A 13,750-nucleotide genomic window follows, 5' to 3' on the forward strand; every position below is an offset into this window, starting at 1 on the left:
AATGGCAAACGTAAAAAAGCCCCGCAGACCATGGCCTGCGGGGCAAGCGGTTGGGGGAGGAGCCAACCAAAGGAGCCGTTGAAACGGGGTGTGTCAGTGTGCGCTGGCCACCGTCTCTGGTTGCCAGCCGCCGCCCAGGGCCTTGTAGATCGAGACGATGCCGCGGTACAGCTCGACTTCACCCTGGGCTTGCGCATCTTCAGCACTTAGCCGCTCGCGCTCGGCATCAAGCAGTACCAGGTAGTCCACGGTGCCCTCGCGATATCGAATCGAGGCCAGTTCTGCTGCCTTGCGGCTGGCATCGCTCTGGCGCATCAGCGACAGCAGACGCTGCTGGGTCTTGTCGTAATCGCTGAAGGCATTGGCCGACTCCTCCAAGGCCAGCAGCACCTGCTGTTCGTAGTTGGCCAGTGCCCCTTCGGCATCGGCCTTGGCGCCGCGCAGGCGGGCCCGCACGCTGCCCAGGTCGAAGGCTGCCCAGGTAATGCTCGGGCCCAGCGCCCAGGCGTTGGCCGCCGAAGAGCCGATCTGCGAGCCGCGGGCGGCGGTAAAGCCGAGGAAGCCACTGAGGCTGACACGGGGGAACAGGTCGGCGGTGGCCACGCCAACGTTGGCGGTGGCGGCCGCCAGTTGGCGTTCAGCGCTGCGGATGTCCGGGCGACGGCGCAGCAACTCACCCGGGTCACCCACCGGCAACGCCTTGGCGATGGCCGGCAGTGCCTTGGGCGACAGGTCTACGCTGAGCGCGTCAGGGCGCTGGCCGAGCAGGGTGGCGATGCGGTGCCGAGCCCGAGCCTGTTCGGCTTGCAGTTGCGGTACGGTGGCTTCGACCCCGGCCAGGCGCGCATCGGCACGCACCACGTCGAGGTCATTGCCCACGCCGGCATCGCGCAGGGTTTCGGTAATGGTGCGTGATTCCTGCTGGGTCTTCAGGTTGGCCAGGGCAATCTTTTCGCGCAACTGGGCACCGCGCAGTTGCCCGTAGGCATCGACCAGTTCGGCGATCAGGCTGACCTGCAGCTGTTGCAGGTCGGCGGCGGCCGCCGCTTCCTGGGCTTCGCTGGCTTCGATCTGGCGCTGGATGCGGCCGAACAGGTCAAGTTCCCAGGCCATGTCCAGGCCCAGGTCGTAGCGCTCACTGTTCACCCGCTGCGTGGTCTGGCCGGGGATCTGGCCCTTGCCGAGATCGCTGCTGGCACGGCTGGTGACCACCGGGAACGGGTCGTTCTCGGCGTCTTCGCGGATCGAGCGGGCCGATTTCAGGCGGGCGAAGGCAACGCGCAAGTCACGGTTGCCGTCCAGCGAAGCCTGCACCAGCTGGTTCAGCACCGGGTCGTCGAACTGCTTCCACCACAGGCTCTCGAAGCGGCTTCGGTCGTAGGCCTTGGCCTGCACATCGCTGCCCAGTTGTGCAGGTTCGGTAGCTGGCGCCTGGTAGTCCGGGCCTACCGCACAGGCCGCCAGGGCCAGTGCCAGCAGGCTTGGGGTCAGGGGTTTGAGCAGGTTCATGCGTGGTTCTCCAGCACTTGAGCGTGTTCAGCCTTGCGGGCCTGGCGACGCTCGACGAAACGGCGGATCAGGAAGAAGAACACCGGGGTCAGGAACAGGCCAAACACGGTGACGCCGATCATCCCCGAGAACACCGCCACACCCATGGCATGGCGCATTTCCGAACCTGCACCGGAGCTGAACACCAGGGGCACCACGCCCATGATGAAGGCGATCGAGGTCATCAGGATCGGCCGCAGACGCAGGCGGCAGGCTTCCAGCACCGCAGCCAGCGGGTCGAGGCCCTTGGCCTGTTCATCCTTGGCGAATTCGACGATCAGGATCGCGTTCTTGCACGCCAGGCCCACCAGTACGATCAGGCCGATCTGGGTGAAGATGTTGTTGTCGCCACCCGATACGATCACACCGGTGATGGCCGACAGCAGGGTCATTGGCACGATCAGGATCACCGCCAGCGGCAGGCTCCAGCTTTCGTACTGGGCGGCCAGCACCAGGAACGCCAGCAGCACGCACAGCGGGAACACCAGCAGCGCGGTATTGCCCGAGAGGATCTGCTGGTAGGTCAGGTCGGTCCACTCGAAGGTCATGCCGTTGGGCAATTCCTCTTTCAGCAGCTTCTCGATTGCAGCTTCCGCCTGACCAGAGCTGTAGCCCGGTGCGGCGGCACCGTTGATCTCGGCAGTGATGAAGCCGTTGTAGTGCATGACCCGGTCCGGCCCCGAGGTATCGCTGACCTTGAGGAAGGTCGCCAGCGGGATCATCTCGCCAAGGTTGTTGCGCACCTTCAGTTGGCCGATCTGCTCGGCATCAAGGCGGAACTGCTGCTCCGCCTGGACGTTGACCTGATAGGTACGGCCGAAGCGGTTGAAGTCGTTGGTGTACAACGAGCCCAGGTAGACCTGCAGGGTGTCGAAGATGTCGGTGATCGCCACCCCGTGGGTCTTGGCCTTTTCCCGGTCGATGGCGGCATCGACTTGTGGCACGTTGACCTGGTAGCTGGTGAACAGGCCGGCCAGCTCTGGGACGTTGTGGCTCTTGGCGATGATGTTCTGGGTTTCTTTATACAGCGCCTCGTAACCCAGGTTGCCACGGTCTTCGATTTGCAGACGGAAGCCGCCAATCGTGCCCAGGCCTTGTACCGGCGGTGGCGGGAAGATCGCGATGTAGGCGTCCTGGATGTCGGCGAACTGGGCATTCAGTGCGGCTGCGATGGCTGCCGCTGACTGGCTCGGGTCCTTGCGCTCATCGAATGGCTTGAGCGGGGTGAACACGATGCCGCTGTTCGGGCTGTTGGTGAAACCATTGATAGACAGGCCCGGGAAGGCCACCGAGTCGGCCACGCCAGGCTGCTTGAGGGCGATTTCGCTCATGCGCTTGATCACCGCTTCGGTACGGTCGAGGCTGGCCGCGTCCGGCAGTTGGGCGAAGGCCACCAGGTACTGCTTGTCCTGGGCCGGCACGAAACCGGTCGGGGTGGACGAGAAGCCCAGGTAGGTCAGGCCCATCAGGCCGGCATACACGAACAGGGCGATGCCACTGGAGCGGATGACCCGGCGCACGCCACCGACGTAGCGGTTGGACGCACGGTCGAAGAAACGGTTGAACGGGGAGAACAGCCAGCTGCCCAGCAGTTTGTCGAGGAACCGCGAGAAGCGGTCCTTGGGTGCGTGGTGTTCCTTGAGCAGCACCGCAGCCAGGGCTGGCGACAGGGTCAGCGAGTTGAACGCCGAAATGACGGTCGAAATGGCGATGGTCAGGGCGAACTGCTTGTAGAACTGCCCGGTCAGGCCGGAAATGAACGCAGCAGGTACGAACACAGCGCACAGTACCAGGGCGGTGGCGATGATCGGCCCGGTCACTTCGCTCATGGCTTTCTGCGTGGCTTCCAGCGGCTTCAGGCCCAGCCCGATGTTACGTTCGACGTTCTCCACCACGACGATGGCATCGTCCACCACGATACCGATGGCGAGCACCAGCCCGAACAACGACAGCGCGTTGAGTGAAAAGCCGAACAGGTGCATGACCGCGAAGGTACCGATCAGCGAGACCGGCACAGCCAGCAGCGGGATGATCGAGGCGCGCCAGGTCTGCAGGAACAGGATCACCACCAGCACCACCAGCACCAGGGCTTCGAACAGGGTGTGCACCACCGCTTCGATGGAGCCGCGCACGAAGATGGTCGGGTCATAGACGATGCTGTAGTCCATCCCTTCCGGGAAGTCCTTTTTCAGCTCGGCCATTTTCGCCCGCACTTCGTCGGAGATCTCGATGGCATTGGAGCCTGGGCGCTGGAAGATCGGGATGGCCACCGCCGGCTGGTTGTTCAGCAGCGAGCGCAGGGCGTACTGGCTGGAGCCGAGTTCGACCCGGGCGATGTCCTTCAGGCGGGTGATTTCGCCATCGGCACCGGCGCGGATGATGATGTTTTCGAACTCTTCCTCGTTGACCAGGCGGCCCTGGGTATTGATCGACAGCTGGAAGCTGGTCGAGCCTGGGGCAGGCGGTGCGCCCAGCTGGCCGGCGGCCACCTGGCGGTTCTGCTCGCGGATGGCGGCTACCACATCACTGGCTGTCAGGTTGCGCGAAGCGGTCTTGTTCGGGTCCAGCCATACGCGCAGCGAGTAGTCGCCCATGCCGAACAGCTGCACGTCACCTACGCCGCCCAGGCGCGCCAGCTCGTCCTTGATGTTGAGGATGGCGTAGTTGGACAGATAGAGCATGTCGTAGCGGTTGTCCGGCGAGGTCAGGTGCACGACCATGGTCAGGTCAGGCGAGGCCTTGTCGACGGTGATACCGATACGGGTCACTTCCTCGGGCAGCTTTGGCTGGGTACGGGTGACGCGGTTCTGCACCTGCACCTGGGCGTTGTCCAGGTCGGTACCCAGGGCGAAGGTGATGGTCAGCGTCAGCTTGCCATCGGCAGTGGACTGGGAGGACATGTACAGCATGTTCTCCACTCCGGTAATGGCCTGCTCCAGCGGCGCGGCAACGGTTTCGCCGATGACCTTGGGGTTGGCGCCTGGGAAGTTGGCGCGCACCACCACGGTGGGCGGAACCACTTCGGGGTATTCGCTGATCGGCAGCTGGAACAGCGAGATAGAACCCGCAATCAGCAGCACCAGCGACAGCACCGCGGCGAAGATCGGCCGGGTAATGAAGAATTTCGAGAAGTTCATCGGTAGGGTCCCTTAACCGCGTGGCGCCTGGGCGCCGGCGACTTTCACGTTATTGCCCGCCATTTTCGGCGCCGGGTTGCTGGCCTCCAGGGCCTGACGCTGCCGTGCAAGAGCGGCGAGGGTTTGCTCGCTGGCCATCGGTGTTTCCTCCGGGGTTACCGGCGAACCAGGGCGCACGCGCTGCAGGCCCTTCACCACGATGCGTTCGCCCTTGTCCAGGCCGCTGCGGACGATGCGCAAGCCTTCAAGTTTCGGCCCCAGTTCCACGGTGCGGTAGGTGGCTTTGTTGTCCTTGCCCATCACCAGCACGAACTTCTTGCCAAGGTCGGTACCCACGGCTTCGTCGTTGATCAGCATGGCGTCGTACTGGGCGCTGCCGACCAGTTTCAGACGCGCATACAAGCCTGGTGTGAACTCGCCGTCGCTGTTGTCGAATACCGCGCGACCCCGGATGGTGCCAGTGCGCGGATTGACCTGATTGTCGACGAAGTTCATGTGGCCCAGGTGCGGGTTGCCGCTTTCGTTGGTCAGCCCCAGGTATACCGGGGTGCTCTGGCCACGCTGGCCTTCGCGGGCCAGCTGGGTGTACTTGAGGTACACGCGCTCGTCGGCGTCGAAGTAGGCGTAGACTTTGTCGGTGGATACCACGCTGGTCAGCGGGGTGACATCGGCGGTGACGATGTTGCCGGCGGTGAACTCGGCGCGGCTGACACGGCCACTGATGGGCGCAGTGACGCGGGTAAAGCTGAGGTTCAGGCGCGCCAGGTCGAGCTGGGCCTGGATCGCATCGACGCCGGCACGGGCTTCGGCGGCAGCACTGCTGCGCGATTCGGCCAGTTCGGCGGAAATGGCGTTACTGTCACGCAGGCGCTCGCCGCGGCGGGCTTCATTGGCGCTGCGGATGGCGGTGGCCTTGGCCTGTTGCAACTGGGCTTCGAGGCGGCGTACTTCTGCCTGGAACGGGCGCGGGTCGATCTGGAACAGCAGGTCGCCTTTTTTGACCTGGGCGCCTTCAGTGAAGGCCACCCGGTCGATCTGGCCGGAGACCCGCGGGCGCACTTCGACGGTTTCCGGGGCTTCGAGGCGGCCGGTGAACTCGTCCCATTCGGTGATCGGTTGCTCGATCACCTTGGCCACGCTTACCTTCGGCGCGGCGGGCGCCTGCACGGCGTCGGGGGTTCGACCGCAAGCGCTGATCACCACCACTGCCAGGGCAGCGAGGGGGAAGCGCAAGGGTTTGAGTGATTGTTCCATGGAGAACTCCGCCAATGTATTAGTAGTGGGCGGAGTGTGAGTGTGTTGCGCGTGAGGTACGAATCGAACGGGGCGAAGGTTAATATCACGCTGAATGATAGGTGGGGATCAATTATCGATGACGGCCATGGTTGGGCGAAGCGCACTGCCTGTGCAGGCATCCCTTTACGCGAAAACCTGGGCCTGGCCATTCAGTGAATGCTTGAGGCCAGCTCGAAAATCGGCATGTACATGAGGATCACGATCAGGCCGATCAGCAGGCCGATGAAGGTCATCAGCAACGGCTCGAACAGTTTGACGAACCATTCCACCCAGCGGCCGATTTCCTGGTCATGGAAATCGGCGCAGCGCTCCAGCATCTCGCCCAGGTTGCCGGACTGCTCGCCAGCCCTCAGCAGGCGCAGTGAAACCGGCGTCACCAGGTGCCCGGCCGCCAGTGCATCGGAGAGCGGCAGCCCTTCGCCCACCCGCTGGCAGGCCTGCTCCAGGCCCTGCGCTGCTGCGTTGCCGAGCAGGCCGCGGGCCATGCCCATGGCGGTGAGGATGGGAATGCCGCCTTGCAGCAGGATGCCCAGCGAGCGATAGAAGCGCGCCAGCTCGTACATCATCAGGCGCTGGTGCAGTGCTGGCAGGCGCCGCAGTTGGCAGGAGGCCCAGTACCGTACACGCGGGTGCCTACGCAGCAGCCAAAGCGCCGCGACCCCACCGACGCTGCCCAGCGCCAGGGGCGCTTGCTGGGCATGCAGAAACAGGCCGACCTGCATCAGTACCCGTGACAACCAGGGTAGTTCGGTGCCCATGCCCTCGAACACTTGGCTGAAACGCGGCACCACATAGCCGAGCAGGAACAGCACCACCCCACCCCCCACCAGCAACAGCAGCAACGGGTAGACCGAGGCACCCACCAGCTTCTGTCGGACCAGGTCCAGGCGCTGGCGATAGCTGATATAGCGGGTGAGGGCATCGCCCAGGGCGCCGGTGCGTTCACTGGACTGCACCAGCGCCACATACAACGGCGGGAATACACGCGGTTGCTGGCCCAGTGCCTGGGACAGCGAGCGGCCCTCGTACAACTGGCGTACCAGCTCGGCGAGCACCTTGCGCGCTGTCGCTGCCGGGCTCTTCTCCGCCAGGCTTTCCAGTGCGTCGATCAGCGGCAGGCCGGCATTGAGCAAGGTTGACAGTTCCTGGCTGAACAGCACCAGGTCGAACGCCGCTTCACGGCGCCAGGCCATGCCGCGCAAGGCGCCGCCGCTGCTGCGCAGGCTGAGCACACGCAGGCCTTGGTCTTCGGCCTGGCGGCGGGCCTGGTCCGCGTCCTCGGCATCGATCTGCAACTGCACCACGCCCTGCCTACCCAGGGCCTTGAGGCTGTAGCGCATGGCCGCTCTCCTTACTGCCAGCTGGTAATTTCGGCGTTTTCCCCATCGCCACCCGGCTGGCCGTCCTTGCCCATCGACAGCAGGTCGTACTCACCGCCGTTCTCGCCGGGTTGCCGGTAGATATACGGGCGGCCCCACGGGTCTTGCGGCACGGCCTTCTGCAGGTACGGGCCGGTCCAGCGAGCCTCGCCACTGGGGGCGACCACCAGTGCCTGCAAGCCTTGTTCGCTGTTGGGGTAGTGGCCGACCTCCAGGCGGTACAGGTCCAGGGCCTTGCTCAGCCCCTCAATCTGCGCCCGCGCAACCTTGGCCTCGGAGCGGCCTAGCTGACTGAAGTACTTGGGCGCGACGATGCCGGCCAGCAGGCCGAGTACCACCAGTACCACCAGGAGTTCAAGCAGAGTGAAGCCACGTTGCGGGTTGGTTCTGCGCTGCATGGTGAAGCCCTCCACTGCTATGGGGACAAGCGTTGACATGCACCATGCAACAGCCGTGCACGTCTGCCCCGGGGCCTTGCGCCATGGGGCACAGGAAGCGGCACAGTGCTTGCGTCGTGGTGACTGTCCTCGGGTTTTCCGGGGCATTTCCCCCACATCGGGGCCACGACGAAGAGGCGACCGGCATGCGTGGACTCATCCTCGGTTTGATCTGGCTGGCGGCAGGTGCTGCCCAGGCCGATGTGTACATCTCAATCGATGCCAAGGGTGGCTACGTGCTGACCAATGTCCATCGACCAGGGCGCCACTATGAGAAGGTGATCAACGAGCCGCTGTCCCAGGGTGGGCCGGTCAAGGCGCAGATGATCACTGGCCGCCCTTACGCCGAGGTCGTCGCCACGGCTGCGCGCATCCACAACGTGCCGCCGGCGCTGCTGCACGCGGTGATCAAGGCCGAGTCCGGCTACAACCCCAAAGCCCGTTCGCGGGCGGGGGCAGTTGGGTTGATGCAACTGATGCCGGATACCGCCCGCGAGATGGGGGTGCAAGACCGGCTGGACCCTGAAGACAATGTGCAAGGCGGGGCACGCTACCTCAAGCAAATGCTTACCCTGTTCGACAATGACATCACCTTGGCTGTGGCGGCCTACAACGCCGGCCCGGATGCTGTATTGCGGCGCGGTGCCGTGCCGCCGTTTGCCGAGACCCGGCGCTATGTGCCCACGGTGCTGCGCGAATATCGCAAGTTGCAAGGGTTGACTGATGATTCGCCCTTGTAACACCTGGCTTGCAGCTCCCGTATTCCACAGGGGCAGCGCCACCTTCGGCTGTATCGGGTAGGGTGAAGTGAGGAGGGGATCAATACCCTTCGGCGGATGCCATCAATTTAATACCATGGATTCCCCAAGTCTGGGCTATAACCTTCTAAAGGTGCCCAACTGAGGTGTCCGTTATGGACGTCGCCCCTCGTTCCGACACTATTGACGTGCCTGCCGGTAGCGAGTTGGCCGTCCCGCGCAAGCCGTTCAACCTGCTGCGCTGGTATGCCTGGGTCAGTCTAGCCATCATTCTCTCGGTGGCGGCCGGGCTGGGGCTGATTTCCAGCCGCTTCATCATCGACGAGAGTGTCGAGCGTGATGCGCTACTCACCGCACAGTTCATCACCTCCATCGCCGATGCCGAAGTGCGCCATGTGTCGATCCCCAATGTGCGGACCATGGGCGAACTGCTCGATCCGCGCACCGACCGCAACAACTTGCCCGAGGTCGACCCGGAAGCCCGGCGCATGGCCCGTGGCGAGTTCCTTGACCATATCGCTCACCTGCCCGATATTCTGCTGGCCAATATTTATGCTTTGGACCATACAGTGATCTGGTCCACCAACCCGGCACTGATCGGCAAGCTGATTGAAGGCGACGAAGACTTGAATCGGGCTTTCGAGTACAAGATGCGGGTTTCGGCCAGCTACCACAATTTCGAACAGGCCCGCACCGAGCAGAAGTTCATCACCCCGCCCAAGCAGCTATTCATCGAGAACTACATTCCGCTGTTCGATGCCGATGGCGATCAGGTCACAGCGATGGTCGAGATTTACAAGGAACCCCATGACCTGATCGTACGCATCGAGCGTGGCCTGATCCTGATCTGGTTGGCCATCACCGTCGGCGCTGCTCTGGTCTATGTCGGCCTGTACGGCATCATGCACCGCGCCGCGCGGCTGCTGGCGGTGCAGCAAAAGCGGCTGATCAGCAGCGAAACCTACGTGGCACTGGGTGAGGTGTCGTCGGCAGTGGCCCATAGCCTGCGCAACCCGCTGGCCAGCATCCGCTCAAGTGCCGAACTGGCCCAGGCGTTCGACGAAGGCCCGGCGCAGAGCCAGGTCAACGACATCATCAGCCAGGTCGATCGCATGTCGCAGTGGATCCGCCAGATGCTGCAGTCACTGCGCCCGCTGAACGACGAGGCGTTGGCGGTGGACTTGCCGCAGGCGCTGGAGGAGGCCCTGCAGACCTACGCTGTGCCGCTGGCGCGCAGCGGAGTAAGCCTGGACCTGCAACCCTTACCGGCCGTGCAGGTGTTGGGGCACCCGGTATTACTGCGCCAGGTATTCAGTAGCCTGATCGCCAATGCCTTGGAAGCGATGGAGCAGGGCGGGCGGTTGCGTATCGAAGTGGTACGTCACAACCGGCGCAGCCTGACCTTGCGCTTGTCCGACAATGGCAATGGCATGAACGACGAGCAGCAGCGAATGGCCTTCCGACCATTCTTCACGACCAAACCAGGTGGGCTGGGGGTGGGGCTGGTGCTGGTGAAGCGCATCATGGAACGCTTCGGCGGTACGGTTCGGCTCAGCAGCAGCGAGGGCCATGGCACGAGGGTTTCGTTAAGTTTCCGACTGACCTGAAAGCACCAAGACACATTAATAAAGGGATGTAAGATTTTGATATAAAAGGTAATAGCGTTTTGGGTCAAAATCACCCAAATGTGGGGAAGACTCCTCAAAATTAATCTAGAAAGTTCTTTCAACTTACTGATAAATAACAGTTTTAATAGGTAATAGTCCTGCTGGCTGAGTTTTTGCAGCGTAATTTGTGAAGCGCGACACACGACAAAGGGCAGCTGCGACTGCCGGGTGGATTGCTAACCATTGGCTACTGCCATTGGCCTTGATGCAGTTCTGAACGTACGCCCTGCGCGGGAACTACGCGATGCAGATGCTGGAAAACGAAGCGCCCGAAAAGGCCAATGCGACCGCCAGCGGGCTGGCCGTACCCTTGCGTGAATTCAACCTGCTGCGCTGGTTTTCGGTGATCAGCCTGTTGATCATCACCACGGTGGCCGGTGGGCTGGGTTACGTCTCGACGCGCTTCGTGGTGCGCGACAGCGTGCAGCGCGATGCCATGCTCACCGCGCAGTTCATTCAGGCAATGGCCCAGGCCGAAGTGCGCCATTCGCAATTGCCGCCGGGCACCACTATGGGCGAGTTGCTGGACCCGCAGTTGGATCTGCAGCACCTGCAGTTCACCCCGGCGTTGGCCGAAGCGACCCGGGTCGAGTTCCTCGATCATGTCAAACACCTGCCGGATACCTTGCTGGCCAATGTCTACGCCCGCGACCGCACCATTGTCTGGTCCACCAACGTCGAGCTGATCGGCAAGCGAATAGGAGATGATGGTGATCTTGAGCGCGCTTTTCACTCGCGCAAGGCGGTGTCGGCCAGTTATCACAAGGCCGCCGAGGATCGCGAAGAGCAGAAGTTCCAGCGCGCACCGCGTTACCTGTTCATCGAGAATTACATCCCGCTGTTCGACAGCCAGGGCGAGCAGGTACTGGCCATGGTGGAAATCTACAAGGAGCCGCAGGATCTGATCCGGCGCATCCAGCGCGGCTATTTGCTGATCTGGGCCTCTACCTTGGTGGGCGGGGCGTTGATCTACTTCGGGCTGTTCTGGATCGTGCGCCGGGCGGCGCACATGCTGCGCCTGCAGCAAGAGCGGCTGGTGGCGAGCGAAACCTATGTGGCGCTGGGTGAAATGTCGTCGGCAGTGGCTCACAGCATGCGCAATCCGCTGGCCAATATCCTCTCCAGCGCCGAACTTGCCCAGGAGACCGCCAACCCTGCTGCGCAGAAGAACATCACTGACATCATCAGCCAGGTCGACCGCATGTCGCGCTGGGTGCGCGACTTGCTGGTGTCGTTGCGCCCGGCCAGTGATGAACCCGAGGCCGTGGACCTGGTGGCGGCCATCGAGGACACCCACCTGGCCTTCGCTCAGCAGATCGAACGCAATGGCGTGCGCTTCCATTTCGAAGGGCCTGACGTGCAGTGGGTGGTCAGCCAGCCGCTGCAGCTCACGCAGATTCTCAACAGCCTGTTCTCCAACGCCCTGGAGGCCATGCCCGCTGGCGGGATGCTCAATGCCCAGGTCAATGTGCAAGAAGGCCTGCGTGCCGAGTTCGTGCTGACCGACACCGGCAAAGGCATGAGCCAACAGCAGGAGCGGATGGTGTTCAAACCGTTCTTCACGACCAAACAGGGTGGCCTCGGCGTAGGCCTGGCCCTGGTCAAGCGCATCATGGAACGTTTTGGCGGCTCGGTCAGCCTGAGCAGCCGCGAAGAGGAAGGAACCCGCGTCAGCCTTACATTCAATATTGCAGCGGGAGGGGAACATGGAGCACAGCATCCTGGTCGTCGAGGATGATGAAATCCTTGCCGACAACATTCGCACTTACCTCAGCCTCAAGGGCTACGAAGTCATCGTGTGCCACAGCGCAGAGCTGGCGCTGGAGCAGATCAAGCGGGCGCAGCCTGACGCGGTGCTGACCGACAACTCGTTGCCAGGCATGAGCGGGCACGACCTGTTGCGTACCCTGGTGGCCCAGGCGCCAGGCCTGAAAGTGATCATGATGACCGGCTACGGCAATGTAGAAGATGCCGTGCAGGCGATGAAGGAGGGCGCCTTTCATTACCTGACCAAGCCGGTGGTTTTGGCCGAGCTCAAACTGACCCTGGACAAGGCCCTGGCTACCGAGCGTATGGAACGCACGCTGTCGTTCTACCAGGAGCGCGAGGCGCAGAAGTCCGGGTTGCAGGCATTGATCGGCGACTCGCCGGTGATGCTCACCCTCAAGCACACCCTGCGCCAGGTGCTCGATGCCGAGCGGCGCATGGCCAGTGACGACCTGCCACCGGTGCTGATCGAAGGCGAGACCGGTACCGGCAAGGAGCTGGTGGCCCGCGCCCTGCATTTTGATGGTTCGCGCAGTAAAGGGCCGTTCATCGAGTTCAATTGCGCTTCGATCCCTGCCAACCTGCTTGAGGCCGAACTGTTTGGCCACGAGAAGGGCGCGTTCACCGATGCCAAGGAGCGCCGGGTGGGACTGGTGGAGGCTGCCGATGGCGGCACCTTGTTCCTTGACGAGATCGGCGAAATGGACTTGGTGCTGCAGGCCAAGCTGCTCAAGTTGCTGGAAGACCGCAGCATCCGCCGGATTGGTGCTGTGAAGGAGCGCAAGGTCGATCTGCGGGTGATCAGCGCCACCAACTGTAACCTGGAACAAATGGTGCAGCAGGGCAAGTTCCGCCGTGACCTGTTCTTCCGCCTTCGCATTATCGCCTTGAAGGTGCCGCGCCTGTATTCGCGTGGCCAGGACATACTGCTACTGGCGCGGCATTTCCTTGCCCACCATAGCCGCCGTTATGGCAAGCCAAACCTGCGCTTTTCTGCCGAGGCTGAGAACCTGATGCTCGGTTATAGCTGGCCTGGCAATGTGCGCGAATTGCGCAACATGCTGGAGCAGACCGTGTTGCTGGCGCCGAACGAAGTCGTGCAGGCGCATCAGTTGAACCTGTGCATGACCTTGGTTGACGAGCCGTTGGCGCAGCAGCCGATGGCGGCCATGTTCGAAATGCCGCGGCACGAACCAGAACCGGGTACAAGCCTGCCTGACATGGAGCGTGACCTTGTCTGCAAGACCTTGGACCGCACCGACTGGAACGTGACCAAGTCAGCGCGGATGCTGGGGTTGTCGCGGGATATGCTGCGTTACCGGATCGAAAAACTGGGTCTGACCCGGCCCGACAAGCGTCAGTGGTAGTACAGGCAGGGTCGTCAACGGTTACCTGTGCCCGAGCTGCCTTCTCCTTGCCGGCCGGTACCTTCCGACCCACTGCCATCCATCCCCGGCAGATTGCGGTTGTCATTCTGCATGGCTGGCGGGCTTTGTGGTTCGTTGCCCTGTATGCGCGGGTCGGTATCCCGCGGCAAGGGCTTCTCGATCGGGTTGAGGGTGCTGTCCACGCCTGGCTGTGGCGCTGTATTGTGCGGATCGTCGGGGTAGGTCGGGCCTGTGCCGACAGCAAAAGCCAGCGGCGAGGCGAGCAGGGCAATCGACAGGATGATTGAGCGGGGCATGGCAGGCTCCTTTGCTATACGGGTAGGGCTCATACTTCCCTTTGGCCTTACCCGAAACGTGAAGGTGCCATTACCCC

General features: G+C 62.8%; 10 protein-coding genes. 4 read left to right on the forward strand and 6 right to left on the reverse strand.

Annotated elements, in window-relative coordinates:
* Nucleotides 1–93 precede the first annotated feature (93 nt).
* The 5 genes from GST84_12350 to gspG form a co-directional block, all read right to left on the reverse strand.
* Entirely contained in the window at nt 94–1,509 is a 1,416-nt protein-coding gene (locus GST84_12350) for an efflux transporter outer membrane subunit (protein XGB13119.1), read from the reverse strand.
* Nucleotides 1,506–4,685, reverse strand: a complete 3,180-nt coding sequence (locus tag GST84_12355) for a multidrug efflux RND transporter permease subunit (protein XGB13120.1) — start codon at nt 4,683–4,685, stop codon at nt 1,506–1,508. The genes GST84_12350 and GST84_12355 overlap by 4 nt, the downstream gene beginning before the upstream one ends.
* A 12-nt stretch (nt 4,686–4,697) precedes the next feature.
* Complete coding sequence (locus tag GST84_12360) at nt 4,698–5,939, reverse strand: efflux RND transporter periplasmic adaptor subunit (GenBank protein XGB13121.1); 1,242 nt, start codon at nt 5,937–5,939, stop codon at nt 4,698–4,700.
* Between the two features lie 191 nt (nt 5,940–6,130).
* Complete coding sequence (locus GST84_12365; GenBank protein ID XGB13122.1) at nt 6,131–7,321, reverse strand: type II secretion system F family protein; 1,191 nt, start codon at nt 7,319–7,321, stop codon at nt 6,131–6,133.
* Nucleotides 7,322–7,332: 11 nt separating this feature from the next.
* Complete coding sequence (gspG, locus tag GST84_12370) at nt 7,333–7,758, reverse strand: type II secretion system major pseudopilin GspG (protein XGB13123.1); 426 nt, start codon at nt 7,756–7,758, stop codon at nt 7,333–7,335.
* A gap of 185 nt (nt 7,759–7,943) precedes the next feature.
* Here gspG and GST84_12375 point away from each other — a divergent pair, with 185 nt between their 5' ends.
* The 4 genes from GST84_12375 (at nt 7,944) to GST84_12390 (ending at nt 13,356) form a co-directional block, all read left to right on the forward strand.
* Nucleotides 7,944–8,537, forward strand: a complete 594-nt coding sequence (locus GST84_12375) for a transglycosylase SLT domain-containing protein (GenBank protein ID XGB13124.1) — start codon at nt 7,944–7,946, stop codon at nt 8,535–8,537.
* Nucleotides 8,538–8,710: 173 nt separating this feature from the next.
* Complete coding sequence (locus tag GST84_12380; protein ID XGB13125.1) at nt 8,711–10,162, forward strand: two-component sensor histidine kinase; 1,452 nt, start codon at nt 8,711–8,713, stop codon at nt 10,160–10,162.
* Between the two features lie 304 nt (nt 10,163–10,466).
* The gene (locus tag GST84_12385; protein ID XGB13126.1) at nt 10,467–11,960 is read left to right on the forward strand and encodes a two-component sensor histidine kinase; all 1,494 of its coding nucleotides are present in this window, start codon (nt 10,467–10,469) and stop codon (nt 11,958–11,960) included.
* Nucleotides 11,929–13,356: a response regulator gene (locus GST84_12390; protein XGB13127.1), complete on the forward strand. Its 1,428-nt coding sequence runs from the start codon at nt 11,929–11,931 to the stop codon at nt 13,354–13,356. The genes GST84_12385 and GST84_12390 overlap by 32 nt, the downstream gene beginning before the upstream one ends.
* A gap of 14 nt (nt 13,357–13,370) precedes the next feature.
* Here GST84_12390 and GST84_12395 read toward each other — a convergent pair whose 3' ends face one another.
* Nucleotides 13,371–13,673, reverse strand: a complete 303-nt coding sequence (locus tag GST84_12395) for a hypothetical protein (GenBank protein XGB13128.1) — start codon at nt 13,671–13,673, stop codon at nt 13,371–13,373.
* Between the last annotated feature and the right edge of the window lie 77 nt (nt 13,674–13,750).

This window comes from Pseudomonas putida (genome assembly GCA_041879295.1).
GTDB classification, from domain to species: Bacteria; Pseudomonadota; Gammaproteobacteria; order Pseudomonadales; family Pseudomonadaceae; genus Aquipseudomonas; species Aquipseudomonas putida_Y.